This is a genomic window from Pseudomonas sp. LBUM1673, assembly GCF_059695645.1.
Map to the genome: position 1 here is coordinate 1,464,666 of NZ_CP166780.1, position 26,870 is coordinate 1,491,535.

Annotated in this window: 35 protein-coding genes; 19 read left to right on the forward strand and 16 right to left on the reverse strand. The window is 56.5% G+C overall.

The window, feature by feature from the left end:
- Positions 1-109: 109 nt before the first annotated feature.
- From ACA044_RS06585 to ACA044_RS06605, 5 genes are read left to right on the forward strand one after another with little or no spacing between them, the layout of a single operon-like run.
- Positions 110-1,582: a cytochrome c oxidase subunit II gene (locus ACA044_RS06585; protein WP_497445647.1), complete on the forward strand. Its 1,473-nt coding sequence runs from the start codon at positions 110-112 to the stop codon at positions 1,580-1,582.
- A gap of 49 nt (positions 1,583-1,631) precedes the next feature.
- Positions 1,632-3,407, forward strand: coding sequence for a cytochrome c oxidase subunit I (gene ctaD, locus ACA044_RS06590; protein WP_497447175.1), 1,776 nt, complete (start codon positions 1,632-1,634; stop codon positions 3,405-3,407).
- Complete coding sequence (locus tag ACA044_RS06595) at positions 3,404-4,096, forward strand: cytochrome c oxidase subunit 3 (RefSeq protein ID WP_497445648.1); 693 nt, start codon at positions 3,404-3,406, stop codon at positions 4,094-4,096. The genes ctaD and ACA044_RS06595 overlap by 4 nt, the downstream gene beginning before the upstream one ends.
- 6 nt (positions 4,097-4,102) lie before the next feature.
- Entirely contained in the window at positions 4,103-4,816 is a 714-nt protein-coding gene (locus ACA044_RS06600) for a heme-copper oxidase subunit III family protein (RefSeq protein ID WP_497445649.1), read from the forward strand.
- Positions 4,817-4,853: 37 nt separating this feature from the next.
- The gene (locus ACA044_RS06605) at positions 4,854-5,171 is read left to right on the forward strand and encodes a cytochrome C oxidase subunit IV family protein (protein ID WP_497447176.1); all 318 of its coding nucleotides are present in this window, start codon (positions 4,854-4,856) and stop codon (positions 5,169-5,171) included.
- Between the two features lie 34 nt (positions 5,172-5,205).
- Here ACA044_RS06605 and ACA044_RS06610 read toward each other — a convergent pair whose 3' ends face one another.
- Positions 5,206-5,766: a magnesium transporter gene (locus ACA044_RS06610; protein ID WP_497445650.1), complete on the reverse strand. Its 561-nt coding sequence runs from the start codon at positions 5,764-5,766 to the stop codon at positions 5,206-5,208.
- A 344-nt stretch (positions 5,767-6,110) separates the two neighbouring features.
- Positions 6,111-7,676: a Fic family protein gene (locus ACA044_RS06615; RefSeq protein WP_497445651.1), complete on the reverse strand. Its 1,566-nt coding sequence runs from the start codon at positions 7,674-7,676 to the stop codon at positions 6,111-6,113.
- A 532-nt stretch (positions 7,677-8,208) separates the two neighbouring features.
- On the opposite strand from ACA044_RS06615, the gene ACA044_RS06620 reads away from it, so the two are divergent.
- Positions 8,209-9,408 (forward strand): tyrosine-type recombinase/integrase, encoded by a 1,200-nt coding sequence (locus ACA044_RS06620; RefSeq protein ID WP_497445652.1) that lies wholly within the window; start codon positions 8,209-8,211, stop codon positions 9,406-9,408.
- Here ACA044_RS06620 and ACA044_RS06625 read toward each other — a convergent pair whose 3' ends face one another.
- The 14 genes from ACA044_RS06625 to ACA044_RS06690 all read right to left on the reverse strand — a co-directional run bounded on the left by ACA044_RS06625 (position 9,409) and on the right by ACA044_RS06690 (position 16,227).
- A complete protein-coding gene (locus ACA044_RS06625; protein ID WP_497445653.1) occupies positions 9,409-9,612 on the reverse strand; it encodes a helix-turn-helix transcriptional regulator in 204 nt (67 codons plus the stop codon).
- Positions 9,609-10,280, reverse strand: a complete 672-nt coding sequence (locus ACA044_RS06630) for a hypothetical protein (protein WP_497445654.1) — start codon at positions 10,278-10,280, stop codon at positions 9,609-9,611. Before ACA044_RS06630 ends, ACA044_RS06625 begins: the two co-directional genes overlap by 4 nt.
- On the reverse strand, positions 10,277-11,005 hold the full coding sequence (locus tag ACA044_RS06635) for a hypothetical protein (RefSeq protein ID WP_497445655.1): 729 nt from the start codon (positions 11,003-11,005) through the stop codon (positions 10,277-10,279). Before ACA044_RS06635 ends, ACA044_RS06630 begins: the two co-directional genes overlap by 4 nt.
- Positions 11,002-11,904, reverse strand: a complete 903-nt coding sequence (locus tag ACA044_RS06640; RefSeq protein WP_497445656.1) for a DHH family phosphoesterase — start codon at positions 11,902-11,904, stop codon at positions 11,002-11,004. The genes ACA044_RS06635 and ACA044_RS06640 overlap by 4 nt, the downstream gene beginning before the upstream one ends.
- Positions 11,901-12,122, reverse strand: coding sequence for a hypothetical protein (locus tag ACA044_RS06645; RefSeq protein WP_497445657.1), 222 nt, complete (start codon positions 12,120-12,122; stop codon positions 11,901-11,903). Before ACA044_RS06645 ends, ACA044_RS06640 begins: the two co-directional genes overlap by 4 nt.
- Positions 12,119-12,538: a hypothetical protein gene (locus tag ACA044_RS06650; RefSeq protein ID WP_497445658.1), complete on the reverse strand. Its 420-nt coding sequence runs from the start codon at positions 12,536-12,538 to the stop codon at positions 12,119-12,121. Before ACA044_RS06650 ends, ACA044_RS06645 begins: the two co-directional genes overlap by 4 nt.
- 77 nt (positions 12,539-12,615) lie before the next feature.
- Entirely contained in the window at positions 12,616-13,437 is an 822-nt protein-coding gene (locus ACA044_RS06655) for a YfdQ family protein (protein WP_497445659.1), read from the reverse strand.
- Positions 13,438-13,488: 51 nt separating this feature from the next.
- Complete coding sequence (locus ACA044_RS06660) at positions 13,489-13,833, reverse strand: YfdP family phage-associated protein (RefSeq protein ID WP_497445660.1); 345 nt, start codon at positions 13,831-13,833, stop codon at positions 13,489-13,491.
- Positions 13,834-13,892: 59 nt separating this feature from the next.
- Positions 13,893-14,138: a pyocin activator PrtN family protein gene (locus ACA044_RS06665; protein ID WP_497445661.1), complete on the reverse strand. Its 246-nt coding sequence runs from the start codon at positions 14,136-14,138 to the stop codon at positions 13,893-13,895.
- Positions 14,135-14,518, reverse strand: coding sequence for a hypothetical protein (locus ACA044_RS06670; protein ID WP_497445662.1), 384 nt, complete (start codon positions 14,516-14,518; stop codon positions 14,135-14,137). The genes ACA044_RS06665 and ACA044_RS06670 overlap by 4 nt, the downstream gene beginning before the upstream one ends.
- Positions 14,515-14,790 carry a hypothetical protein gene (locus ACA044_RS06675; RefSeq protein WP_497445663.1) on the reverse strand — a complete coding sequence of 92 codons (276 nt, stop codon included), beginning with the start codon at positions 14,788-14,790 and terminating at the stop codon, positions 14,515-14,517. Before ACA044_RS06675 ends, ACA044_RS06670 begins: the two co-directional genes overlap by 4 nt.
- Positions 14,791-14,800: 10 nt before the next feature.
- On the reverse strand, positions 14,801-15,223 hold the full coding sequence (locus ACA044_RS06680; RefSeq protein ID WP_497445664.1) for a hypothetical protein: 423 nt from the start codon (positions 15,221-15,223) through the stop codon (positions 14,801-14,803).
- The gene (locus ACA044_RS06685; protein WP_497445665.1) at positions 15,220-15,426 is read right to left on the reverse strand and encodes a hypothetical protein; all 207 of its coding nucleotides are present in this window, start codon (positions 15,424-15,426) and stop codon (positions 15,220-15,222) included. The genes ACA044_RS06680 and ACA044_RS06685 overlap by 4 nt, the downstream gene beginning before the upstream one ends.
- Positions 15,427-15,564: 138 nt before the next feature.
- Entirely contained in the window at positions 15,565-16,227 is a 663-nt protein-coding gene (locus ACA044_RS06690; protein ID WP_497445666.1) for a LexA family protein, read from the reverse strand.
- A 100-nt stretch (positions 16,228-16,327) separates the two neighbouring features.
- On the opposite strand from ACA044_RS06690, the gene ACA044_RS06695 reads away from it, so the two are divergent.
- From ACA044_RS06695 to ACA044_RS06755, 13 genes are all read left to right on the forward strand, one after another.
- Positions 16,328-16,525: a helix-turn-helix domain-containing protein gene (locus ACA044_RS06695; RefSeq protein ID WP_497447177.1), complete on the forward strand. Its 198-nt coding sequence runs from the start codon at positions 16,328-16,330 to the stop codon at positions 16,523-16,525.
- A 324-nt stretch (positions 16,526-16,849) separates the two neighbouring features.
- Positions 16,850-17,338: a phage regulatory CII family protein gene (locus tag ACA044_RS06700; protein WP_258696459.1), complete on the forward strand. Its 489-nt coding sequence runs from the start codon at positions 16,850-16,852 to the stop codon at positions 17,336-17,338.
- On the forward strand, positions 17,331-17,534 hold the full coding sequence (locus ACA044_RS06705) for a TraR/DksA C4-type zinc finger protein (RefSeq protein ID WP_258696458.1): 204 nt from the start codon (positions 17,331-17,333) through the stop codon (positions 17,532-17,534). The genes ACA044_RS06700 and ACA044_RS06705 overlap by 8 nt, the downstream gene beginning before the upstream one ends.
- Positions 17,531-20,230, forward strand: coding sequence for a bifunctional DNA primase/polymerase (locus ACA044_RS06710; protein ID WP_497445667.1), 2,700 nt, complete (start codon positions 17,531-17,533; stop codon positions 20,228-20,230). The genes ACA044_RS06705 and ACA044_RS06710 overlap by 4 nt, the downstream gene beginning before the upstream one ends.
- Positions 20,227-20,562, forward strand: coding sequence for a hypothetical protein (locus tag ACA044_RS06715; RefSeq protein WP_497445668.1), 336 nt, complete (start codon positions 20,227-20,229; stop codon positions 20,560-20,562). Before ACA044_RS06710 ends, ACA044_RS06715 begins: the two co-directional genes overlap by 4 nt.
- Positions 20,559-21,047 carry a hypothetical protein gene (locus tag ACA044_RS06720; protein WP_497445669.1) on the forward strand — a complete coding sequence of 163 codons (489 nt, stop codon included), beginning with the start codon at positions 20,559-20,561 and terminating at the stop codon, positions 21,045-21,047. The genes ACA044_RS06715 and ACA044_RS06720 overlap by 4 nt, the downstream gene beginning before the upstream one ends.
- A 257-nt stretch (positions 21,048-21,304) precedes the next feature.
- Positions 21,305-21,649 carry a phage holin family protein gene (locus ACA044_RS06725; RefSeq protein WP_497445670.1) on the forward strand — a complete coding sequence of 115 codons (345 nt, stop codon included), beginning with the start codon at positions 21,305-21,307 and terminating at the stop codon, positions 21,647-21,649.
- Complete coding sequence (locus tag ACA044_RS06730; protein WP_497445671.1) at positions 21,630-21,998, forward strand: HNH endonuclease; 369 nt, start codon at positions 21,630-21,632, stop codon at positions 21,996-21,998. The genes ACA044_RS06725 and ACA044_RS06730 overlap by 20 nt, the downstream gene beginning before the upstream one ends.
- 186 nt (positions 21,999-22,184) lie before the next feature.
- Positions 22,185-22,685 (forward strand): phage terminase small subunit P27 family, encoded by a 501-nt coding sequence (locus ACA044_RS06735; RefSeq protein ID WP_497445672.1) that lies wholly within the window; start codon positions 22,185-22,187, stop codon positions 22,683-22,685.
- A complete protein-coding gene (locus tag ACA044_RS06740; protein ID WP_497445673.1) occupies positions 22,648-24,462 on the forward strand; it encodes a terminase large subunit in 1,815 nt (604 codons plus the stop codon). The genes ACA044_RS06735 and ACA044_RS06740 overlap by 38 nt, the downstream gene beginning before the upstream one ends.
- Entirely contained in the window at positions 24,459-24,644 is a 186-nt protein-coding gene (locus tag ACA044_RS06745) for a hypothetical protein (protein ID WP_497445674.1), read from the forward strand. Before ACA044_RS06740 ends, ACA044_RS06745 begins: the two co-directional genes overlap by 4 nt.
- 2 nt (positions 24,645-24,646) lie before the next feature.
- On the forward strand, positions 24,647-25,918 hold the full coding sequence (locus tag ACA044_RS06750) for a phage portal protein (RefSeq protein ID WP_497445675.1): 1,272 nt from the start codon (positions 24,647-24,649) through the stop codon (positions 25,916-25,918).
- Positions 25,915-26,859, forward strand: a complete 945-nt coding sequence (locus ACA044_RS06755; protein WP_497445676.1) for a S49 family peptidase — start codon at positions 25,915-25,917, stop codon at positions 26,857-26,859. Before ACA044_RS06750 ends, ACA044_RS06755 begins: the two co-directional genes overlap by 4 nt.
- Positions 26,860-26,870 lie beyond the last annotated feature (11 nt).

Here is a 26,870-nt window from a genome sequence, read left to right on the forward strand (position 1 = left end):
CAGCCACCCGACCTTCGACCGCGCCTGCGCCTTGGCCTGATCAATCTATGCTGTTTAGTGGTGATGCTTGTACATAGCCAATGAGCAACAGGAATAGGATGAACAGAAAATGGCAATAGCAATTGTCTTGATACTAATCGTTATTGCATCCGTGCTGTTCCATGTACTCGCGCCCTGGCATGCGACACCGGCAGCTTCCAACTGGGGGTCAATAGACACCACCCTGTTCATCACCCTGATCATTAGTGGAATATTTTTCATCGCCGTCACGATGTTTATGGCGATAGCCGTGATGCGTTATCGTCACAAGGAGGGTGTCAGGGCACACTACCAGCCAGAAAATAAAAAGCTGGAAACATGGTTAATTATCGTGACCTCGCTAGGTATTGCCGCGATGTTGGCGCCAGGTCTGGTTGTTTACAGTGATTTCATCCGGGTGCCGAAAAATGCCTATGAACTTGAAGTGGTCGCCCAGCAGTGGCAGTGGGCCTTTCGTTTTCCCGGCCAGGACGGGAAGCTGGGCAAGTCGGATATTAAGTTTGTTGATTTCGCCAATCCCCTCGGCCTTGACCCCAAGGATCCTTTTGGGCAGGACGATGTGCTTATAAAAAACAATGAAGTTCGCCTTCCACTCGATCAGCCAGTGAAAGTTTTACTGCGCTCTAAAGATGTGCTGCACAATTTCTATGTGCCGCAAATTCGCAGCAAGATGGACATGGTGCCAGGGATGGTGTCGTACTTTTGGTTTACGCCGACTAAAACCGGGAACTATGAAATCCTTTGCGCTGAATATTGTGGCGTAGGTCATTACAACATGCGCGGGAAGATGATCGTGGAAGAGCAGGGTGCCTTCGATCAATGGCTGAACAGCCAACCGACTTTTGCGCAGACATTAACGACAGCTGCCAAACCCAGCCGGGACAGCGTGCTGGAAAAAGGTCGCCTGTTGGCCGAAAAATACGGCTGCGGTGCCTGCCATAGCCAGGATGGCAGTACCAGCCTCGGCCCGGGATGGAAGGGGCTGTACGGCCGCACTGAACAGCTTGCCGATGGCACCAGTGCGCTGGTCGATGAGGCCTACCTGAAAGAGTCGATCCTCGATCCGAAGGCCCGATTGGTACAAGGCTACCCGCCGGTCATGGTGGCCTATACTCTCACTGAAGATGAACTGGGTGCTGTCGTCGCCCTGATCAAATCACTGGGTACCGCGTCGCAAGACAATGAACCTTCTACCAGCGAAGCGTTGGACCCACGTGACGACTTGGCGACGCAGGGGCAGCGGCTGGCCGAGTCGCTGGGCTGTCTGGCCTGCCACAGTGTCGATGGCAGTAAGGGCGTCGGCCCCAGCTGGCAGGGCCTGTATGGCACGACAGTAACCCTTGCCGACGGTACGAGCATGAAGGCCGATGAGGGCTATATAAAGGATTCGATTCTTAATCCCAGTGCCAAAATCGTCAAAGGCTATGCAGCCGTCATGCCGGCCTTTACCCCGAGTGATCAGGAGTTGAACGCACTGATCGCGTTCATCAAGTCCAAAGCGAATGCTGACGCTGATACGAGCAAGGCGGAGCCAGGGAAGTAGCCGTAAAGCAACCAGGAATGCACCGAAACTTCGACAGGAGGATGACGTGATGGCCTATGCGGAGCAAGCCGAAACAGAAGCACTGCACGAACCCAAAAGTTTCCTGACCAAATATATCTGGAGTCAGGACCACAAGGTCATAGCCATTCAATATTCCTTGACGGCTATATTCGTGGGTCTTATCGCCGTGGTGTTGTCCGGCTTGATGCGCATGCAGATAGGCTTCCCCGGTAGTCTGGAGTTCATGGACGCCAGTGCTTACTATCAGGCGATGACCATGCACGGCATGATCATGGTCATTTATTTGCTGACGGCCTTGTTTCTGGGGGGCTTCGGCAACTATCTGATCCCGCTGATGGTGGGCGCCCGCGACATGGTCTTCCCCTATGTCAACATGCTGAGTTACTGGTTCTACCTGCTGGCGGTACTGGTGTTGCTCGCCAGTTTTTTTGTCCCGGGCGGCCCCACCGGTTCGGGCTGGACGCTTTATCCGCCACAGTCCATTTCACCGGGGACACCGGGGACCGAGTGGGGCATCGTACTGATGCTCGTCTCACTGGCGATTTTTATTGTCGCAGCCACCATGGGCGGGTTGAACTACGTCACCACGGTGTTGCAGGCGCGCACACATGGCATGACATTGTTTCGCATGCCGCTCTCCGTATGGGGAATCTTCATGGCCTCGATCATGGCCTTGCTGGCTTTCCCGGCGTTGTTCGTCAGTGCGGTCATGATGCTGTTTGACAAGCTGTTGGGCACCAGCTTCTTTATGCCGGCGATGATCTCGCTGGGGCAGCAGCTCGATCACCAGGGTGGCAGCCCGATATTATTCCAGCACCTGTTCTGGTTCTTCGGCCACCCGGAGGTCTACATCGTTGCTCTCCCTGCGTTTGGTCTGGTCTCCGACTTGATCAGCACGCATGCGCGTAAAAATATCTTCGGCTACCGAATGATGGTGTGGGCCATTATTGCGATTGGCGTACTCAGCTTTGTGGTCTGGGCGCACCATATGTATGTCAGCGGAATGAACCCCTACTTTGGCTTTTTCTTCGCTGTCACCACTTTGATCATCGCGGTGCCGACCGCACTGAAAGTCTACAACTGGGTGCTGACCCTGTGGCGGGGCGATATCCATCTGACCGTGCCGATGCTGTTTGCCCTGGCCTTTATCGTCACCTTCCTGGTCGGCGGTCTGACCGGGTTGTTTCTCGGCAATGTGATCGTGGATATTCCGCTCTCGGACACCTATTTCGTCGTAGCCCATTTTCATATGGTCATGGGGGTCGCACCGGTGCTGGTGGTGTTCGGCGGCATTTATCATTGGTTCCCGAAAGTCACCGGGCGCATGTTGAACGACACCCTGGGCAAGCTGCATTTCTGGATTACCTTCCTGGGCACCTACGCCATCTTCTTCCCCATGCACTACCTGGGTTTTCAGGGCATGCCCCGTCGCTACTACGCCTATGAAAACTACGCGTTCATCCCGCAGTCGGCGCAAGATTTGAATGCCTTCATTACGGTGGTCGCATTGTTCGTCGGCGTTTCCCAGCTGCTGTTCGTGTTCAACCTGGCCTGGAGTGTATTTAAAGGCAAGCCCGCAGGCAGTAATCCCTGGGGCGCGGCCAGTCTGGAGTGGCAAACGCCGGACACCCCGCCGATACACGGTAACTGGGGGGCGAAGCTGCCGGTCGTGCACCGCTGGGCCTATGACTACAGTGTGCCGGGGATAGAGCAGGATTTCGTTCCGCAAACGGTCTCCGCCGAGGAGCTGGAGCAAATGCGGCAACTCAGTGCCGGAGCCAAGATAGCGGACGTTAAAACATGAACAGACTGCTATTGAGAAACGCCGATGGCACTGAGCCCGGTGGCAGTTGGAGTCGCGATCCTGAGGGTATTCAGGCCCCCGAGGGTGCCGATAGAAGCCAAATCGCAAGAGTGGGCCTGCGCTTGTTTCTGGTGGTGGTGAGCTCGTTATTCTTTCTCTTCCTGTTCGCCTTTATTGCCCGTTCACAAATGGCCGACTGGCTACCCCTGACAGACCCCTTGGCGCCGTTAGCCAATCTCTGGCAGTTATGGCTGAATTCGGCTTTTCTGGTATTCAGTTGCATCGCACTGCAGTGGTCGCGTATGGCGGCCCGACAGGCTCGACTGGACGCAACGGTTATTGGTTTTGTATTGGGGGGCGTTTTTGCCATTGCCTTTCTGACGGGACAACTCTGGGTCTGGCAGCAGTTTGTCGTCTGGGGCTACTTTGTCGCCAGCAATCCGGCCAACAGTTTCTTCTACCTGTTGACCGGTCTGCATGGGCTCCACCTGCTGGGCGGGTTGATAGCCTGGAGCATAATCGTCACTAAATTTCTGCATCGCGTGCCGTTGCCGCAACTCAGCGCCAGCGTAGAGCTCTGTGCCATCTATTGGCATTACTTGTTGGGTCTTTGGTTCGTGCTATTCGCTCTACTGGCCAGCACGCCAGAAACCTATGAAGCCATCGCCAGATTCTGCGGCCTGAGGTGAAAAGCCATGGCATCGCTCCCACAAGCCCCAGGCGAGTCCAGTTTATCCAATCCACCAGGCTCGCCACCTGCACCCGGATGGCAGGGCATCGCCAGCGACTGGGCCTCGGATAGAGAGGCCTTCAAGCAGGTCCCCTGGGGCAAGGCGATGATGTGGATATTCCTGCTCAGCGATACTTTTATATTCACCTGTTTTTTAACCGGTTACATGTCGGTACGCATGACCATCACTACCGCCTGGCCGAACCCCAGTGAAGTGTTCGCATTGACGATCGGCGGTAGAGAAATCCCACTTATTCTGATCGCCATCATGACCTTTGTGCTGATCAGTAGCAGCGGCACCATGGCCATGGCCGTTAACTTCGCCTATCGCCGTGATCGCGTGAAAACCACTGCCCTGATGCTGGCGACCGCTGCCTTGGGTGTGGCCTTCGTCGGCATGCAGGCATTTGAATGGAGCAAGCTGATCGCAGAAGGGGTGCGTCCCTGGGGAAACCCCATGGGGGCGGCGCAATTTGGTGCCAGCTTTTTCATGATTACCGGTTTCCACGGACTGCATGTGTCAATCGGCGCCCTCTACCTCAGCATTGTGGCGCTGAAAGTATTGCGGGGAGATTATGAGCGCTCCGGAAACTATCAGAACGTCGAGATAGCCGGGCTCTACTGGCACTTCGTGGATTTGGTGTGGGTGTTTATTTTTGCTTTTTTCTATTTATGGTAAGTCTGGCGTGAACAGGTTCTGAAGAGGAGCACTGATGATGGCGCACGCTCAAGGTCAGCAACATCCAATCAGTTTGTACCTTAAAATTTGGGGGCTGTTATTCGTCCTCAGCACGCTGTCGTACCTTGTCGACTATTTCCACTTCCATGGCTACCTTCGGTGGTCCCTGATTATCACTTTCATGTTGTTGAAGGCAGGTTTAATTGTCTCCATCTTCATGCATATGGCGTGGGAACGGTTGGCCTTGGTCTACGCCATATTGATGCCACCTTTGTGTTTGCTGGTGCTCGTCGGACTGATGGCCACCGAGGCGGACTATGTTTTCCTCAGCCGGGTCATTTCCTTCGGCCAATAAGAAGCAGCTTCCGGATGGCCATGAGTCTCCAGGGCTAACCCGATATCACTCGCTTGAACTGATGCCATTTGTGCTGCCAGGCTACTGTCCAGTGGGGGGCTGCCGTTCCTGTGCCGGCGATCGTCAGCGTTGGATGATGTTCGATTACCCGGTCCAATACCGATTCCTGATCCGGCTCAACATCCACGAAGAAGATATGTTTGCCCTCGTCTACCACCTGTTTAAAACTTCGGAAGTGAGCGTTTGGCACCTGGAACCCAAAAAAACCGCCTTCCCAGATGCAGAAGCCAAATATAACAATGGCAAGGAGGATAAAAGGCATCCAGCCTGCGGCGGATTCGGTCCAGCCCATCCACCAGGCGCCACCAAGGACCAGCGCCGCGAGTGGTACACCGACCACCGCGCCAATCTCGCCAGAGTGAACAGCATCTTGCTTCATTAACGAGTTAACCTCGTGAAGGTGATGTTCTTCAACATCAGCCACTTGTTCACTGAGCACATGAATTTGTTCGGTATCGATGCCGTTGGCTTCCAGTTCATTTTCAACGGCTTCAAGATCGTCGAGATTGTCACTGATGTAATAGTGCCGATTCATGCCACACCTCCCATCTCGTGTTGGCTGTAGACCTCCGCTGTCCTGCAGCCGTTAACTGAGATTTGCAGTCGGTATCTGTACCCGTGGGGGACGTTGCACACCTCATGCAATTCGAAAGAAGTATAGCATTCGCTAGCATGCGGGGCGGGCAACGTCAAGATCTGAGAGCCAGCAGCAGGGCCTGGCGCTGCCCGACGAATTCTGTGCCGAAGTGCCATTGGTAAATTCGCCGAATGAGGGCCGAAACAGGAGTCAGATATTCAAAGCAATCGCTGCAAGCCCCTAAACCCCAAACACAAAAAATCGGCCATCAAGGCCGGTTTTTTCTAATTCACCCCAGCGCCTTATCCAGATTCGCCGAAAGATCCTTCTTCGCCCGCACCCATCTCTCGATCCTCAAACGCAGAACGCACGGCCTCCACGACTCGTTCCGCCATGCGCTCATCTTCAAGCTGCGGGTACCCTTTCTTTAGCTTGCCGGACACCACCCAGCCGTTCTCCTTGATGGAGCGGATGATGCGGTTCGCATCCTGGTCTGGCATTTCCAGTACCTCTTTCAGCTGCTCCTGAGCTCGCTGAAAGATCATCAGTACTCTGGCTTCATCCGCCATTTCCTTTCGAATCGTGTGATCGACGACGCGTGCGGTGTACAGGACGTGTTCGGTCAGATCGGGATACCGCCAGGCAACGCGTGCGTCCTCGTATTCATCGAAGATGAAATTGCTAAGAGTCCCGTCCTCGTAGGTCACGAGTTCGCCGAACCGATAGGCCGTCGCGTAACGTCGCATGAACGGTCGCGAGAACACTTCGAGCGTACGATCGTAGCCGGCCCTGAAGTCGATCGAACTTGTGATTGTGGCTGACACCGGCAGTATCACGCCATCGGGCACCGCTTTATCCCGAATCAGGGTGTCGTTGATCAGGAAGCGATGAATCCGGCCATTGCCATCGCGCATGGGATGGATGTACACGAAGCCAAATGCCAACACAGCGGCACGTGCCACTGACTCCGCACCACGCGTTGCGACCTCAAACTCGTTGAGTCCTGCCAATAGCTGCGCAAGATCCGAGAAATGGGGGGCAATGTAATGCACGATGTCCTCGCGCATCGTGGCCTGACCCACAAATACAGGGGAACGCCGCAAGCCCAGTCCGATGGCATCACGTCCCAGAATGCCGGCTTGCAGGGACTGCAGGCTGTCGTTGCTCAACGGGTCTTCGATATGTCCGCAGTAGTGGGCAATGACATGGGCAAACCGCTGGATGCGGTCGGCCTGGTCGGCTTCCTTTTCGATAAGAAAGCTCGCGCGCGATTCCTTGAACGTCAGCCAACTGGCGGTACGCATCAGGATGTCGGGGCCAAAGGCCTGATCCAATTCATCCAATGCCTCGCGCAGATCGAATTGCAGAGCTTCCTGTACTGACGCCGTACGACGAACCAAGGGGCAGAACTCAGCCGTCCCCGGCAGATTGTTATTGACTCGCCAACGCCGCGTTCGCAGTGCTTCGCGACGAGTCAGGTAATCTTGTGGCGAAAGTACATCAATATAGCCGCCATTGGTCACGTCTGGCACATCCAGACGTTCCCCTGTCAGCCATTCGTAGAGGAATCCTGTGCGACGCGCGTACTGGCCGAATGGCTCCCGTCGACACCAGTCTTCGACAGGCTGCGGACCTATGGCCGCAAACAGGCGGGCGAAGAACTCGAGATGGATCTCTTCGTACTTGAGGCCGAATTCGAAATGTCCTGCGAAATCGTCTGCGGGCCGATAGCTTGCCGGATACCGGTTCTCCACATTTCCGTCACTTTCGCGACTGACACGTACAGTGCCGATCATCGAGTCGACTCGTAGAGGCTGTACCAGTGCGATGTCGTAACGGTTTGCGAGGGTCTTGAAACCGACTTGCATTGACGAAATCCTTTACTGGGGCAAGAAAAACGCTAACAGAACATCGATCATATGCGAAAACGCTAATTTTCATAGATATGAAAATATTAACGCTTGATGAAATTTGATAATAAATCCGTTCTTTTCGAAAAAAACGCTAACAGACTTCAGGGTAGTCGCTAACGCCCCGAGAGCACTTACTCATCGATCAGCGGATAATCACGAAAACTGGGGGATGTCTCAGAGCCTGATTCCACCAAACCCCAGACACAAAAAAACCGGCCATCAAGGCCGGTTCTTTTTGTTCCTGCATCCCCCGTCAAAAACTGACGTGAGACAAATATTTGATTGGAGCGGGTGAAGGGAATCGAACCCTCGTTATCAGCTTGGGAAGCTGAATAGCGTGGAATATCACTAAATTTTGCTCTGTATCTACAAGTGTTAAAAATCGTTATAAATCAACGCATTAAAACCACATTTCTAGTCTCACTGCGTATCAGGTAATCTGCTGTTAATTCCGGCTAACAGACACCTCTAACAGACACCTTACCTGATGCTAACAGACAAACAGATACGATCAATGAAACCCGGCGAGACCGACTACACGAGATCCGATCAGCGAGGTTCACGCGGTAGCGGTGTGCTGGTGGTCAAGGTCAAAACTACCGGGGTCAAAGAGCTTTATTACGTTCGCTATGTTCAGCAGAAGATCCGCCGAAAGAAGCTGGGTAACTGGCCGGACCTATCGCTGTCCGATGCGCGACTCCTGTGCAGCGAGGCAGGCGAAACCGACGCATCTGGTGGTTCGCTGTCCCTGCTCCTCGATTCCTACGTATCAAAGCTTAAGGCTGAGGGTGCGGCTTCACACGATGACGTGAAGTGGTCGTTCAAGAAGTACGTCACTGAGCCGCACCCAGAGATTGCGAAGCTGCCCGCAACGCTGGTTGAGCCTGGCCACATCAAGGACATTCTGTCGAAGATGATCCAGGCGGGTGTGACCACATTTACGAACAGAGTCAGAGCCCGGCTGCACGCGGCGTTTCAACACGGGCTCAACCAAGAAAACAATCCTCGGGAGTATCTCAAAGACGGTATCCAGTTCGGGCTGAAACATAACCCCGTGGCGGGTGTCCCTGTTCAGAAGGATTGGGAGAAGCCGGGGGAGCGGGCGCTATCGGCAAAGGAGCTGGGCACGCTGTGGAACCTGCTGCCGGAAGAGCTCAGTATCGTGACGTCTGAGCTGATCAAATTCCTTATCGCCACGGGAGGCCAGCGGCCGACCCAGTTACTGACCGCGGACCGGAGCATGTATCACAAGGATCACGTGTTGATTCGGGATGCGAAAGGCAAGGCAGGGGAGCGTACCGCGCATGCTGTGCCGCTTAATGAGCTCGCGTTGGGATGCCTGGAGCGATTGTCGATGATCACCGCCAAGGATCCATACCCTTTCTCCGGCAAGGATCTCACCGAATCAATACATACCAATTCGTTGTCGCGCGCGGTCACCAAGCTTTACTCGAGGCATAAGGAAGCGTTCGCCGGACCTTTCACGCTGAGGGATATTCGGAGGACGTGTAAAACGTTGATGGGCGTGGCGGGGATCAGCAAGGAAATCCGGGACCGGATTCAGGGGCATGCGTTTTCTGACGTGTCGTCCAAGCATTACGACCGCTATGACTATTTCAAAGAAAAACAGGCAGCCCTTGATGTATGGGCTGCCTGGCTTGTTGATGAGGCAAAAGTGGCGGCCTGATCAGGCCGCCTCACGTTGGCTCCACTCGGCGGGTGCGCTTTGCCAGATTGCGATCTCCGACGCCCGCCAACCAACCCGGCCTGGTGAGATGCGTACCTGCGCGGGAAAACGTTTTGCTTTTACTTCCCGCCAAAGCGTTGCATGTGAGAGCGAAGTTACAGACAGTACTTCGACCTCTTTTAAATAGCGATCAAGGTTGGTCATGACGTCACCCGCTTGAACTCGACGACCCATACCCACGGGTTGGCGTTCCACGACTCAATTCCGTTGAACATTGTCCACAGCCCACCGAATAGCTCGCAGGGCGAGTAGTCATTGCCTTCAGGGTCGATTTCGCGCTCAGCGCTTTTCACACCTTCCGCAAGAGCTTGCTCAGTGCTGATGTCTTGCAATCGCTCAACGCGGATGTCGGTGATCTCCAGCAGGATGCGGCAGGCCCAGCGCGGCATGTGGATGCTTGGCTTCCAAACTGGCTGCTCTTGTTCGTAAGGCGTCAGCCCGTCGGCGGCGTAGACCAGCGTGCCGTCGTTCCGCGCGGTGTCGATATCCAAGTCATCCGGCTTGATGTATGGGCCGCGCATGACCTCGAAGTGATCGCAGTACCAGGTCTCGCGCACCCACAGCCGGTCGCCGGGCTTGCCATAGGGGCAGGTCGCCCACCTCCATGTTTGCCGGGTTCCGCCTGTAGCTGGTGATGGGCCCGAACCCATCCACTTTCCAGTTCCCCCGGCATCCAATACCCATTCCTCTGTTTCAAGCGCGGGTTGTGGTTTGATCACCCGCCGAGTGACCGTCTTCTGTCCATAGAGAATCGCGCGCACCATCGGCGCGGTGAATAAAACCTGGCGCTCTTTGATGGTGACAGTGGTCATGATGCCTCCCCATTGGATAGAGGATCGGCATAAAAGACTTCCTTCGGAGAGTCCGGCCATTCCTTTCGAATAGCCTCAAAGTTGCCTTCATTCCAGCACCGCAGGAACTCCATCGGCTCTTCCATTCTTCCGGCGCCGGTCATATAGCTCACAACGGCGGACCAACATTCGTCTGCTCGCTGCAGTTCTAAGTTCTCCGTTCTGAGCTGGTCGGTCAGGTGCCAAGGCGTCCAATATCCATCCTCCATGGGTACCGCCAGTGGTTGGCTGGGGCCGTTCCAGCGGAGTCCATAGCGTGGCAACCCTTGTCCCTCGGGTGGACGGGGCGGCAGACCTGGCGTCAGACCTCTCAGCGCGGAAATCTCGGCTTGCAGTCGTGTGAAGTGGGCGCGGTCGATCAACTCGGTTCCGACGGGTACTGCGTCAATGGCATCCCGATGGATAACCATCGTTTCCGGAAAAGCACTTTCCGTTTCCGCTACGACCGCCAAAACTTCGGGTGTATCGACGGCAGATACCTTGCCAGTCACCCGCGCTTCGATCATCGTCCACACACGTTCATATTCCGGCCAATCCGCCTCAACAACGACGCACTCGACACGAGCGTCTTCGAGAAAGCTGTTGTTCAAGGCTTCAAGCTGCTTTGCCTTAACGAAGGCATCAGAGTCGAGTTTTGAAATTTTGAACACGACGTAGCGCTCTTCGCGCTGAAATTCATTGTTCATACTCGGCCCTGCGCAAGAGAATGATCGAACGAAACCTTGAAGCCAGCGGCATTGCGATGACCTCCGCCACCGTACTGTTTGGCAATTTCGGATACGTCCATGCCGGCGTCTGTGCTGCGCAGGCTAAAGCTTCGGCCATCAGGAGTATCGAAGTAAGAGGCGGCGAAGAGTTCGCCTTCAGCCATAACAGCCCCGGCATCACTCGCAAACATGAATGGAAGGTTTGCGACAGGTACGTCGTGGCCGCCGATGAGCATGCGGCGTTTGGTGGCGTGCACCAGGTCGGCTACGGTCTTTTGATGCTGGCGATTGATGGCCACACCGTCGAGGCGCAGTGCGTTGATGTCATCGGCGAAGAGACGGTCCCAAATCGCGAAGTCCTGCGGGTAACTGAACAGGTCCGCCATGATCTCGCGGGTGCCGCGCAGTTTGAATTGCCAAAGATCGCGGTCTTCAATGTGGTTGATCAGCTGCGGGCGCGGCTGTCCGGGGAAAAAGAAGTCCCAAGTGAGGCCGGCACCGCTACGGGTCATGTCGAAATGCTGTCCGATATGTGGTGCATTGCAGATCAAGCATTCGGCCTTACATTCGCGGTTGAACTGTTCATAGTTCTCGCCTGCGGCAAACACCCCTTTAAGGTCTTCTTGCGCCGTTTTGTGATGATCGAGGATCAGCACCGATGCTGCTTGGTCAGCGATTTCGACAAGCGTTTCGTAGGGATACGAGAAGTCGACGATGATCACGTTTTTTCCCGCTACATCGGGCGGTTGTTGGCCGTAGCTGGCTGCATGGAATTCGATGTCGGCGCCCAAGGCCTTGCGAACAACCCAGGCGGCGCCGAAACCGTCAGCGCAGTTGCCGTGATAGATGCAGAGAGTGATGTCTTTTTGGCTGTTCATGCGGCCTCCTTGACCAGGTCGGCCAGCAGCAACGCGTTCTTGGTGTCCTTGTGCAGTTTGCGCAGGGCGTTATTGCCGATCAGCATGGCCAGCTGCCGATCGAACTCTTTACGGAAACGAGTCAGCTCCTGCAGCTCGGTGGTGGCTTTGGTGCATTGCTGATGCAACTGGCCGGCAGCCTCTGGGGTAAGGCGTAGCATTGGGATTACTCGGCTCATGCCGCATCCTCCTGTGCTACCGGCTCCAGAAGAGCTGCGATGACGAGGGCTTGGTCGCGGAGCGCAACGGTGTCTCGTTCGAGTTTCTTACCTGTACGGAATGCGCTGAATGTCTCGGCTGCGATTCGCAGTTTTTCTGCGATATCCAGCAGAGTCTGTCGATCTTGTTCCCCTAGTTTTGAAGCGGCCAAGGCGCGCTCATAGCGGGAGTGCAGATGCTTGTAGTGAGCCTGCGCCTGATCAAGCGATCGCTTCAGGTCCTGAATCGTTCCTGAGTTATCTGATTGCTGAATGGCCTTGCCTTCCTCGATACCTTCGATGCGGCCATCGTTCAGACCGCCGCGATAGCCTGCCCGATAGGTGAGGCCAACAAGTACGATCAGAACGATCAGCGCGCAAACTTGAATTGTGGTCATGTGCTGTGTACCTCGGTAGAGCCCGCCGCCGGGATTCTTGGTGAGAGGCCGGCGGCGGGGTATTGCTTGGGGTTTAGTTACAGGGTGGCTTCGTACAGAGGTACGTCACCGATTGCGCTTTGGATCTTCTGGCGAACGGCGTTGTAGGCTTCTTCAAGTACCTTGTCTGGTCGCACCAGCTCGAACCACATTTGCAAGCGGCCTTCCAGAATGCGGTAGCGGAAGCGGGCAGGGACGCAGAAGGCGTCACCGCCGAGGAAGGGCTTCACGGCAATGAAGAATTGTTCAGGGATGCTGAGCTGGCCAGCTTCGCCGGCGCGACCGTCGATTTCTTCGTTGTAAGTCAGCTGCACCTGGCCATTGTCCAGGCGAGTTCCTTGGCGGAAGCTAATGTTCTTCTTGGCTTCGAGGGTTCGACTGATCTCCAGCATGTCTGCGGAGTTCGGCGCCTGCGGCAGATCGGCGGGGCTGGTGATGTCTTTGATGTTCTCTTCGATAAATTCCGCGAATTCAGCTTGGCTCATGCGCTTGCGATCCCCGGCCTTCCAGCGACCCCACTCGATGCTTATCGGGCAGCAGTATTCGGCTTTGTGCTGACCCCACGCCGGCGCTTCAGGTTGGTGGTAGTCCAGCACGGCGGTGAAGGTGCGACCGTCTGGGCCATTGCAGAACACTGCGGCTGCCGGGCTAGCAAAGCGGTTTACGTACGCGATGAAGGTGTCAGCATCAAGGACAGTGATGCCCTGGCGGATGCGCGTCGGTGCTGGCAGCAGGCCTTCGAGGTCTTGCAGCTTCACGCCGGCTGGAACCAAGGCGTATGGAGCGGGCAGTGCGGCATGATCGACTGGCTTGCCGATGGTCTGCGCGAGGGTGACCAGTTGCTGTAGGGCTTCTTGCATTGGATGTGCTCCATTGGGTGATGCTGTGGTGAGAGGTTTTGAAGTCAGAAGTTACTGACTGACGTGGCGCAATTTGTCGGGCGCGTGCTCTTCGCTGACGGTGCGTAGTGGCAAGTCTTGTTGCCGTGGGTCACGGCGGGTCAAGTTGCCTTCGGGCGTCAGGAAGAACAGCGATGTGCCGCGAGACAGAATCGGTTCTTTCGCTTTGACGTCGGCCTTGATGGTCATCTGGCCGCTGCCGTCAGGCTTATAAATCAGCTTGATGTTCAGCTCTCCGCCCTTGCCGGTCTGGCGAATGGCGTCGATCAGGCTGTGTTGGGTTTCGCTGAGTTCATCGAGCAGACCTCCGGCCTCGATATCCCGTAACGTGTCGATGAAGGGGCGAGCTTTGCTCATGTGCTGTGCCTCATTGAGTGGATGTTGTTTGCCCCTGGACGGCAGGGGCCACCGTTGAATCAGGCCGCTTGCTTCGCCGCTTGGGCATCGAGGTAGGCGGCCAGGTCATGCAGGTAAACAACTGCTGTGCCTTTGTTTCCTGCTCCGCCTAGGCGGGTCACTTTCAACTGAATCCGCCCGGCGCTGATGCGGCGTAGTAGGTAGCGATCGCTAGATATGTGAGAGAAGTAACGCTGGCGGATGGCCGATAGCGTTGGGCATGGTGTCGCCCATTCCTTTCGCAGCTGGTCAATGGTGTTACTCACGCCGCGTCCTCCCCGAACCCCTCCGATCGGGGCACCAACTTGAGGCGGATCAGTTCGGCGAGGCCTTCTTTGCTCTTGCCCATGGCTGCAGCGCAGATCTGGCCTTTTTCGTCAGCGACCACGGCGCCGAAGGGAAACTCGGGCGAGTTGGTGGGGGTGACATAAGCCACTTGGCCTTCTTGAATCACGTCGTTGACGCAGCGAAAGACCTCTGCCAGCTCCACTGTGCGGCAAGGGATACTGTCCAGCAGATCAATGGCTTCGCTTGCGGCGCCGATAAGAGTGGCGCGACTGACCACGCCCGGGCTGTCCAGATAGATTGGAATCAACCGAAGGGCACCGAGGGCTTGGGTGTACGCATTGAAGTAATTGGTTTTCATGCTGCGGCGTCCTTGTGCGTGATGGCGATGCCAAGCTTCTTTGCCAGCCATTGCACGCCGGCCTCGGTGACCATCACCACGGCGTAGTGCTTGTAACTGTTGGTGGTTCCGATCTGGACGCTGCGCGGATCTGAAAACAGATTGCCGCCGCCACGGTGGTGGCTGGCCAGGTCGCCGCTTTGTGTCAGTACGCGAAGCTCACGCAGTTGCTCGCGGAACTTCCGGGGTTTGAGGCCGAGCACGGCGGCCGTTTCGTCCAGGGTGCGGTTCATGGCGCGGTCCTCAGGCGGCGAGCAGTTTGCGGACGCCTTTAATCAAGGCTTCCGACTCGTCCAGCATTCGATGTATTTGCGCATCGCGGCTAGATTGCTCCGGAGTTGGCGTGGGCGTTTCGAGTTCGGGCTTCTGGTCATCCGTCGTTGAGGCCGGAGCAAGCCGGGCCGACTCAATGCGCCCATTCGCGATGTCTTGGATAAAGTCACGAAGGTGCAGATGGTTTGCCCGATCTGAGCGTTTGAGGGTCAAGTGGCCCGAGTGCCCGCCCAGGTCAACGTTGATGACAGCGTTATCGTCGGTGAGCTCGACTTCAAAGCTTGCATGAATGGTTTGCTCTGGTCGTTGAAGGGGGCACACAGCGGTGCCGCCAACCTGCAACATGTGGTGCAGGAGCTCTTGTTTTGCGAGTGGAATGAGATAGCTGTTCATGCTGCGTCACCACCGAACGGCGAGGAGCTTTCATCGGGTGCGGCAGTGTTGAGAGGCTTGATGGCCTCGGTGCGGCCTTTGGGGTTGGTGATCACCAGCAGTCCGGTGCGGCGTTGGATGGCTTCTACGGCGGCGAGGCTACTGCACGCAGAGGGGTGCAGGTAGACCGGGCAGCGGGCGTTGCTGTGCTGTGTCGTTTGCATGTCTCGTACTCTTTGGTGAGAGGTGTACGAGGCGAACGATACAAATTCGTATCGAATCAGTCAATACTTACATGTATTGATTTTTGGTTTTCACAAAAAAAACCCGCATATGTGCGGGCTTTGACGCTGTCAAATGTATTAGAAAATTTCTAGTTTCGAGAAGACAACACCGCAGATCATTGCATCATCGTCCAATTCAATTATCGGGTCTGGCCATGCTGGGTTCAGGGGTTTTAGGAATCGGCGGCTCCCTTCCATGACCAGCTGTTTGAATGTTGCCTCTTGGCTATCCATTAGCTTGGCAATAACAAGAGAGCCGTTCTCGGCATCCTTTGCCGGGTCAACAAAGATGATATCTCCGTCTCGAAATGAGCGACGTTCGTGTTGGTTGAACATGGAAAGGCCGCGAACTCGAAGGGCATAACTCTGGGAACTATGTGAGGCGGCGCATGGTAGCCAGATCTCTGCGTCATCCAGGGTGCGGACATCGGATATCTCGCACCAAGCGCCAGCTTGGATCCACGAAATCAGTGGAACATATCCTTTGATGGCTGGACCGGGCTCAATATTTGTGTCGAGAGCGGTGGGTCTTGTTTCCTTTTGGCTGCCTCCCTTCCATAGCCATTCACTGCTGACTTTTAGAGCTTTAGCAATTTTTTCAACATTCTCTTGGCGAGGGCTGGCTACGGCGTTTGTAGCGATCCTATGAATTGTTGGCTGAGGAACGCCAGAGCGTCGACCAAGCTCACCCTCGGATAGGTTCAGTTCGGCCATGCGTTGAGTGATGCGGTCACCAATCACTTTTTTGCCCTTGATTCATAAACGTATCGTCAATTGTATTGAACGAATCAATACGTTTGTGTATTGTTGCGTCCAATGCGAAGGCGCATCGGTGAATAAGATGACTATCCAAGAAATGCTCGCGGAGTTGCTGGAAGCTGGTTTATCCCAGCGGGTAATTGCGGAGCGAGTAGGAACAACGCAGCCGACTATTAATCGTGCCGCGAAAGGTGCAGATGTTCGATATGTAACTGGGAAGGCGATTGAGCGCTTATACAACGAAGTTAAAGACGCTGGAGGCATCGAGCCCAAAGCTTGAAAGGGTGCCGGGCTAGGGCCTCTCACCATAAGAATCCCCCAGCCCAGCGGTGGCGATATGCAGCACATACCATACCGCCACATGAAGCACCGGCCTGAAACCTCTCACCAAAGAAACTACAGGCCGGAAGTAACGAGCTACACAACGTACATGCAAGTCGCTACATAGCGCGTCGGCCCAGGACCTCTCACCATAAGAATCCCCTGGGCCGACTGGAACGATGAACCGTGCTGCACAGCACGATTCGCACAGCACATCGGTCGTGGTCGTAGAATAGAGCGTGTTTGGCTCTACGGCCACACCGTAAATAGGGGATTTACGGTTATGAGTCGCACAGATCTTTTGCCGGGTGCAGGCCCGGTCCTTTCGCTGCGCAAAGCCCTTTACCGGGCAGGCCATGATTATCGGGGCGGTGTGACTGCTCTGGCACTGGACATGGTCATCGATTACGACACCCTCCAGAAGAAACTAAAGCACGACGAAGAGCGCCGGTGGCTTGATCCTGATGAGCTGGAGGAGGTGATACGCCTGACGGCAAATCCCTTGTTGCTGGATGCCCTGATGCGGCCCGCTGGCATGGTCTGGTACAAGCCGGAAGCGGCGGCGCCGACCAAGGAAGCTTTGCTGGCGGTCAGTAAGGTGCTACACCAGACCGGCCTGTTTGTTTCCAGCATGCACGAAGGTGCCGCCGACAACGTCTGGGAGCCGCGCGAAGTTGAATGCCTGGAGAAGCACGGCAACGACGTAATCCGTGCGGTGTTGGGCATCATGGCCGGGGCCAGGGAAGCGATGGAGGCCCGCCAAGATGACTGATGTTATCGATATCGCCAACGACCAGGCCGAGTACTTCCTACAGGTGGCGTTGGATCGCCGTCAGCGCCCAACGTGCGCTGTCAGCGCCCAAATCTGTGAGGATTGCGACGAACCTATCCCGTTACTTCGTCAACAGACGATCCAGGGTTGTGCGACCTGCGTCAGTTGTCAGGGGTTGCGGGAGCGGCGCAGATGAGTGATCACGACAATCGATTGCCTACTGCTGATTGGGCTCAGTTCTACATCGACACATTTGGTTTGGCGCTCGTCCCGATAGAGCCCGGTGAGAAGGGTCCGAAGGGGAAGGGGTGGAACAAGCCCGGTGGCTACTTCACGGAGTCGGCGAAAGCTGCCCAGTTCTGGGAAAAGAAGCCCCAGCACAACCTCGGCGTCGTTTTGGGGCCGAGCCGCATCTGCTCTCTAGATGTCGATGATGTTCAGTGGACTCGGCACGTGCTGTATGACCTGCTGGAAATTGACCTTGATGCAATGGCTCTGGTGTTTCCGACTGTAGTTGGAAACCCGGCTCGCTTCCGCATTATGTTCCGCGTTCCTGATGGTGTTGAGTTGAGCCGGGTTGCACTTGCGTGGCCCAATGAAAAAGACCCTGATGGTTCGATCCACAAGGCTCTGACCGCAAAGGCCAAAGCTGCCAAGGACGCTGGTGATGCAGTAGGTGAGGCCGAGGCGCGTGCGGAGGCCGATGAGTATCAGCGCATAACTGTGTTCGAATTGCGTGGTGGGCTGGTGCAAGACGTATTGCCACCATCTATTCACCCAGGTACTGGCAAGCCCTACACCTGGCGCACGCCTCCGAGCTCTGTTGATGGCTTGCCGGTGCTTGCGCCTGAGTTGCTGAAGATTTGGAATAACTGGGACATCTTCAAACGCGATGCTGAGGCCGCGTGCCCATGGGCACCCAAACCGAAGACACCTCTGGCGAAAGTCATCAAACGTCCGCCGCCCGCCGCAGGCAAGCCGTCGGTTATTGATGAATTCAATCGCAGTCACGACGTTGAAGAGCTGTTGCGTGCGCACGACTACATCAAGCGCGGCAGTAAGTGGTTGTATCCGCACAGTAGCACTGGAATGCCGGGTGTAACGGTCAGCGACGACGGTAAGGTTTATTCACACCATGGTGCTGATCCGCTCGCGAACGGGCATCAGAACGATGCGTTCGAGGTGTTCTGTTTGTTGCAGCATGGTGGTGATCAGTCGCGAGCGGTAAAGGACGCGGCGCGATTGCTGGGTATGCAGCATTCTTCGCGCCCGGATCCGCGTGATCTTCCCCCGTCCCCATCTTGTGACCCGAGCGAGCCGGGCTCTGTGCCCGACGGCACCAGCGAGGCCGCTCCGGCTCCTGATGGGGGGGCGGGGGACGCATTAACGTTTGAACACATCCTTCGGCGATTTGCACTGGTGGAGGGCACCACGCATGTGTGGGACTTTGACCAGTCGCGGGTGATGAAGAAGTCGGCATTTGAGGCGCGTGTCGGTAAGCCCCTGGCAAAGCAGTGGTTGGAAGACACCGAACGCCGCAAGCTGATTTCCGATGACCATGTGCGCGATATCGAGCAATCGCGGCGGATGGCGGGCAAAAAGGGTGGTGCCTTCGGGATGCCGCCGACCGAGCGGTACGTCTACATCGATGGCACGAAAGACGTTTGGGATCGCGAGAAGAAGCGCCGCGTTGCCGAGGGGGCTGTGAAAATGGCCTTGGGTGACGCTTATGCGCTGTGGTTGAACAGCAGCGAGCGGCGCACTGTGGATGTGGACCATATCGTCTTCGATCCGACCATGACCAAGGATCCGGCGGTGTACATCAATACCTTTGATGGTCTGCCATTGGAGCCCGTCAGAGACGATGCGGCTTGTGCGAACCTGCGGTGGCTGATTTCGTTCCTGTGCAACCATGATGAAAACGCGGCGATCTGGTTGACTCGCTGGCTGGCCTATCCGCTCCAGCACCTCGGCGCCAAGATGGATACCGCGGTGCTGATGCACTCCAGCATGGAGGGATCGGGTAAGAGTCTGTTTTTCGCCGATACCTTGGGCAAGCTCTACGGCCAGTACGCCGCGACAGTCGGACAGACCCAGTTGGAGAGCAATTTCAACGCCTGGCAAAGCCGTAAGTTGTGGGCAGTTTTCGAAGAGGTGGTGAGTCGAGATCAGCGCTACAACCAGGTGGGCAAGATCAAGCACCTGGTCACGGGCAAAACGGTGCGGATGGAATCCAAGTTCATCAACGGCTGGGAGGAATCCAACCATATGAACGCGGTTTTCTTGAGCAACGAGATCATGCCGTGGCCGATCAGCGACAGCGACCGCCGAATGCTGGTGGTTTGGCCGCTCGAGACTTTGCCGGTCGATCGCCAGAAAGCCATAGGCCAGGAGTTGGAGCAGGGTGGAGTCGCGGCCCTGTATGGCTGGCTGTTGTCGGTTGATTTGGGTGACTTCAATCAGCGGACGCGCCCGCCATCAACTGACGCCCGCGAACGCCTGGTGGCCTTGAGTCGGGCCGGTTGGCAGACATTCCTGCACTTGTGGAAGTACAGCGAGCTGGGTCAGGGGCTCTGGGGGCCGTGTCTTTCCACTGACCTTTACTCGCTGTTCCTGGAGTGGTGTCAGCGCAACAAAGAACACGTGATGAGTCAGACGAAGTTCTCGTTGTTCATCAATTCCGAAGTGGAAAAGACGCGTTCGATACCGTGGACAGATGGCAGTAATCGCAAGTTTGGTGCGTTCTTCTTTCCTGTTGATCAGGATGCTTCCCCGCCCCCATCACTGAAATCGGCCGAGCTTGGCGCGATGGTCGTCGCCTGGCGGGCAAAGGCGAAATTGGCAGGCTGGAATGTGGACAACTGGGACCACATCAAGGCGGCTGCCGCATGACTACGCCTAAAGGTGTGTTGGGTGTGTCGGGTGTGTGTCGGGTTGGTTTTTGCTACCCAACACAGTTTCAGGCCTTTATTTTCGCGGGTTTCCGGCTGTTGTGTTGGGTGTGTTGGGTTTGGCGTCGCGTGCGCGCATGCGTGACGTTATTTGCACTGAAAGCTAAGGGTGATTTTTTTTCTTATGCGAGGACAGAAAAACCCAACAAACCCAACACACTCAACTCAAAGTTATTAAAAGTATTGATTTTAAAGGGATTTATTTGTGTTGGGTTTGTGTTGGGTAGTGGCTTTTTTGTGTCGGGTTCAGTTTTTCGGGGGGGAGGACGATGATCGAAGAAATTGAAGAGCTGATGCAGCATTGGGCGCGCCAGCACTGCCAGGTTGGCGACGGCGGCGGGCTGGGCAGTCCGATGGCAACAATCATGCAGTGGGGCGGCAGTGCGCCGCGCGGTACGCCTGGATCGCGTGACCTGTTGATGGCGGCGGGTGGCGGCATGGATCATGCCGCGATGGAAGTAGCGGCGGCCCTTGCGCAGCTTGAGCGGCAGTCAGAGAAAGGGGCTCAACTCGCGGTCTTGGCTCGCAATCGGTATTTGCCACAACCTGCGTACTCGGTTCGATCTCAGTTGCAGTTGCTCGGACTTCCTGTCGATGCTGACCGGACGTATCGGAATTGGGTTCATCGTCTGCATCAGCAGGTGCAATTGATCCTCACTGTTCGCAGCGCTACGACCAGGGGACTTGATCGACGCAGTGGTGCGCTCGAAACCAACCTTACTCGGGCATCAAGTAGTAAGCGCGCTCGGGCCTGTTAGCTACCGTTCGTCGGGGTACTTTGTCGTATTGTGGTCGTATTGTGGTCGTTTACATGTCGTTTGTTGACCTACCGAAAATGACCTCTTTTCGGTTTTTCCGGAGAGGGGTAAAAAGTCCCCACGATATGGAATTTGCGCCTTGGCGCTGACCTCGCATGTGCTGTGCAGCTTCACCCGGCCTTCCCTGAGCCGGTCACCTAACCCCGCTTCGGCGGGGTTTTCTTTTGCAGCTCCGGCACCACCACTTAGGACAGAACATGACAAATGAACAGCAGGCGCTGGCGGAAATGCCGATCTGGTTGGTGATCCTCTTGGCTTTGGTTGGCGGTGTTTCGGGTGAGATGTGGCGCGCAGATAAAGACGGCGCGCGAGGCTGGGCATTGTTGCGGCGCCTGGCTCTGCGGTCTGGCGCCTGCATCGTCTGTGGTGTGTCGGCAATGATGCTGATGATCGGTGCCGGTATGTCGATCTGGACGGCCGGCGCGTTCGGTTGTCTCACCGCGATGGGCGGCGCCGACGTGGCGATCGGGTTGTATGAACGGTGGGCTGCGAAACGGCTCGGCGTGAGTGAGGCACCTGTCGATGTCCCGTCTGAACAGTGATCGGCGCGGTAGTAGCGCAGCGCGGGGTTATGGGTACAAGTGGCAGAAGTCACGCGATGGTCACCTGCGGGAATATCCCTATTGCACCATGTGCTCGACGGACCAGCGGCCGGTGGCAGCAACCATCGTTGACCACAAGACGGCGCCGAAGCTGAAGGACGCCAAGGACAGCGGCGATCCGGTGCGCATCAAGGCGGCATGGAAGTTGTTCTGGGATCCGAAGAACTGGGCGAGCCTGTGTAAGTTCTGTCATGACTCGACCAAACAGCGGATGGAGAAGAGCGGCCGGCTACCCGGCTGCCATCTCGACGGCAGGCCAGTCGACCCGGGGCATCACTGGAACCGGTGATGGACCATCCCCACGCACCAAAAAATGGCACAACCCCGAGGGTAGGGGGGGTGAAAAACTTCATTCAGACTTCCTTCTAGACCGCTCGCCCCCCTCTTTACGCAAAGTCGGGAAAAATGAGGGAGGGGGGGTATCAACAGCTAGGGGTTATTTATGGCCGGAAATGGAAACTCGGGGCGCCCCGGAATGCCGGCGGTGCTCAAACTTTTGCAAGGAAACCGAGGTCGGGAAAATCGCGAGGACCTGCTCGCGGAGATAGCGAAGCCCGCTGTACCAGTGGGCGCACCGCCAAGACCCGATGTCTTGTCCGCTGAAGCGGTCACGGAATGGGATGAGTTGGTCCCCGCGTTGATTTCTCTGGGCATCGTTTCGCAGTTGGATTCGATGGCGCTGGCCACTTATTGCCAGGCCGTGGCTGATTGGCGTCGCTACCAGCGGCTGATCACGAAGCGCAACACTGCATCCGATGATGAATTGGGTGGCGATATCCAAACCTTCAAGACCGGCGCGCAACAGATGCACGTCCTTCGCCAGCTCGCGAACGACGCGGAGAAGCGTGCTAATGCCGCCGGCGCCCAGTTCGGCATGTCGCCAATGTCCCGGCGCAACCTGAAAACTGCATCGGCACCGCAAGGTGATCTATTCCCAAATGACCAACGAGACGCCGCAGACAAGTACTTCAGTTGAAGATCGAGTTACTTCCTTTGCCCATGCCGTCCTGGCTGGTGAAATCATCGCGGGCCCCAACGTTCGTAACGCCTGTAAACGCCACCTTCGAGACGTGGAGCACGGCCCGTCACGCGGTTTGATTTGGGATCTGGATGCTGCAAACCGCGCTATTGGATTTTTCGAGGATGTCCTTTGCCTGAATGGTGGAGATTACGAAGGCATGTCGTTCATGCTTGCACCGTGGCAAGCCTTCGTTGTCGGTAGTTTATTTGGCTGGATGACCGTTGATGGTTATCGCCGCTTCCGATTGGGCTACATCGAGACAGGCAAAGGGTCCGGCAAAAGTCCGTTGGTTGCAGGTATCGGCCTTTACGGACTGGTTGCTGATGGTGAGCAGCGCGCTGAAATTTACGCGGCGGCCACCAAACGCGATCAGGCGATGATCCTGTTTCGAGATGCCGTGTCGATGGTCGACATGTCTAAAAAGCTTCGTTCTCGGCTGGTGCAGTCGGGGCGGGATGAAAAAGTCTGGAACCTGTTCTATCCGAGCACCAACTCTTTTTTCCGGCCCATCAGTGCCGACGAAGGCAAGTCCGGGCCACGGCCGCACATTGGTTTGCTAGACGAGCTGCACGAGCACAAGACCGCTTCCACCGTGAACATGATGCGCGCCGGTACAAAGAACCGCCGCAAAGCTATGGTGGTGATGATCACCAACAGCGGTTCCGACAAGAAGACGGTTTGCGGTCAGTACCACGACCTGGGTGTGCGTATCTGCGCGGCCATTGAAGACAACGATAGCTTCTTCGCCTTCATCTGTTCCCTGGATGAAGGCGATGACCCGCTCAAAGATGAAGCCTGCTGGTCCAAGGTCAACCCTTCACTCGATCACATCGCTGAAGGTCAGAGCGATGGCATCCCTGGTCGCATGTATCTGCGTGAGCAGGTCCAGTCAGCCAGAGGGCTGCCAGCCCAAGAGTCAGTGGTACGCCGCCTGAACTTCTGTGAGTGGACATCGGCTGACGCCCCGTGGATCTCTTGGGACGTCTGGAAACAAGCCGAAGAGCGCGTGCCCATGCGGCTGCTGCGGAACCGCCGCTGTGTCGGCGGGCTGGACCTTTCCAGCACCACCGACTTGACGGCATTCGTCCTGATCTTTTGGCCGACCCTGCACGACCCACACTGGCGCCTGCTGCCGTATTTCTGGATACCGGACGACGACCTACAAGGGCGCGAGGATCGCGACAAAGTCCCCTATGCCATGTGGATCAAGGACGGCCACCTCGAAACGACGTCGGGCAGGGCCATCAGCAAGAAGCACGTTCTGCTTCGCCTAGTGAAGATCTGCGCCTACTTCGACGTTGAGCGCATTGGCTATGACCGGTGGCGTGTCGAAGACTTGCTGCAATTGATGAGCGACGAAGACATCACGCTCCCGGAAATGGTGGGCTTTGGTCAGGGCTTCAAGGACATGGCCCCGGCGGTTGACGAGTTTGAACGCCGGTTACTCGGCCGATCACCTGAACAGGATGTCATCGATCTTGATCCAACTGACTGGGAAGTCATCGAAAACGAAACGGTTGAAACACTGCGCCACGACGGCAACCCGGTGATGACCTGGTGCGCCGGCAACGCAGTAATCGTTTCCGACCCTGCCAACAACCGTAAGGCGGACAAGGCCAAGGCCACGGGCCGAATCGACGGCATTGTCGCCGCCATCATCGCCATCGGGACCAGCAGCAAAGCTGGCGGCCCGACCGGCAAATCCATCTACGACGAAGGGGCGGGTATATGAAATTGGTCATCCTTTCTTGGCTGGCCGGGCTGCTGGGCTTCAGCTTGCTGGTGTACGGAGTGGCAATGATCAGCGCGCCGGTAGCCTGCATCGTCGCCGGCTTCGGCTTGATGGCCTGGTCATTCCTTGCCGATCGCGCATCCGCTGCAATGAAAGTCAAATCCAAACCCCAAGGAGGTTGAGCATGTTCTTTTCAAGCGTGCTCGGCGAGGGGCGCGGCAATCTGACAGACACGGGCAGCGGCTTCTGGCGGGGACTGATCGGCAGCGGTCGCAACAGCTCAGGCGTGAAGGTCACACCCGAATCGGCGTTGGGCCTACCCATCCTGCAGAACTGCGTCACGCTATTGGCCGAGACCATGGGGCAACTGCCCTGCGAGATGTACAAGCGCCTGGACAAAGGCCAGCGAGAGGCAGCCATCAACCATCCGGCGTATGACGTCCTTCGGTATCAACCCAATGGCTTTCAAACGCCATATGAATACCGGGAATGCACGCAGGGTGCCGCAGGGTTGCGCGGCAACGGTTACAGCTTCATCGATCGCCGGGAGGACGGCAACATCATCGCACTGTGGCCGCTGTGCAACGACAAGGTCCAGGTGCTGAAGGGCGGCGACATGCTGCCGTACTACCGGATCGGCGGCGGCGAAGCTCTGCCGATGCGCATGATCCACCACGTGCGATGGTTCAGCACCAACCACTATGTTGGGCTGTCGCCGATTGAAGTGCACGCCGAGTCGATAGGTTTGGCCCAAGCCGTGAGGCAGTACACCGGCAAAAGCTTCGCCAATGGTGTGACCGTCTCCGGCGTGATCGAGCGGCCGCGTGAAGCGCCGTCGATCAAGGACCAGGGCAGCATCGACAAGATCGTCGATCAGTGGGGCGCGAAGTTCGGCGGTATGGACAACGCCAAGAAAGTCGCGCTGCTGCAAGAGGGCATGACCTTCAAACCCGTCTCCATGAACAACGTGGACGCCGAGGTGTTGGGCATCCTCAAAACCAGCGGTACCGATATCGCCCGGATCTACAAGATTCCGCTGCCCATGGTCAATGACCTGGAGAAGTCCAACTACAACACCCTTGAGCAATTGATGATCCAGTTCGTGGTTTTCGCCCTGTTGCCCTGGGTCAAGCGTCACGAACAGTCGATGATGCGCGACTTTCTGCTGCCTGCTGACCGGCGCGACTACTTCATTGAGTTCAACCTGTCCGGTCTGCTGCGCGGTGACCAGAAGAGCCGGTACGAAGCGTATGCCATTGGCCGGCAATGGGGCTGGCTCAGCGTCAACGACATCCGGCGGCTGGAGAACATGCCCCCGGTACCGGGCGGCGATATCTACCTGCAACCCATGAATATGGTGGACGCAGGTAAGGGCGCCCCGGACCTGACTAAACCAAACGTGCGAGCCAACCTTGAGCTTCAGCACGCTGAAATCGAGAGGATGTTGGCGCAATGAAAAACTACCTACGAGCCTCCAGCCTACTGTTCAATCAGCCGTTGCTGGTGTCGCCTGATATGTTGGACCTCGGCGTTCGCTGGGCCAACCAGGCAATGAGCTTGAACATCGTCAACATCGGCGCCCGGGACGGTGCAGCACTTTGGGCAGATGACGGAATGGACCGCATCGCTCAACGCGAAGAAGAACGCCGTACAGCAATCGCCCGGACCGGTATCGAGGTGATTCCGGTCAGCGGCGTGTTGGTCAGCCGCGGCAGCCATATCAGCATGTGCGAAACGATGACTAGCTATGAAGCGTTGCGAGTTCAAGTTCGCAACGCTGTTGCAGATCCGATGGTCGAGCGGATCGTGCTGGACATCGACAGCCCTGGCGGTTCTGCCGTTGGCGCGTTCGAACTGGCGGCCGATATCCGCGCCATGGCTCAGCAGAAACCTATCACCGGCATCGTCAATTTTATGGCCTACAGCGGCGGTTACCTACTGGGCTCGGCCTGTAGTGAACTGGTGGTGAGCCAGACCAGTGGCGTCGGCTCGATCGGTGTCATCGCTAGTCACATGGACCGCTCCAAAATGGAAGAGGGCATGGGCGTCAAGGTGACCACCGTGTTTGCGGGGGCCCACAAAAACGACCTTAGTCCTCATGAGCCGCTGAGCGATCAGTCACTCAAATACCTTAACGACGTTGTGCAGGAGAGCTACCAGCTCTTTGTCAACGCAGTAGCCGAGTATCGCGGGTTGTCCGTGCAGCAGGTGATGGCAACTGAAGCCGGGCTGTATCGGGGGCAGGCGGGTATTACGGCTGGCCTTGCCGATCGCATGCAGAGCCCGCAACAGGCTGTCGATGAGCTATCGCACTCGGTCGAGTTGAGCCGCGCCAACCGGCAGCAAGGTCGCCTATCGGTCCGTGCCGCCGCACTGAATTTCCAAACACTGATCTGACCGCGTTCGCG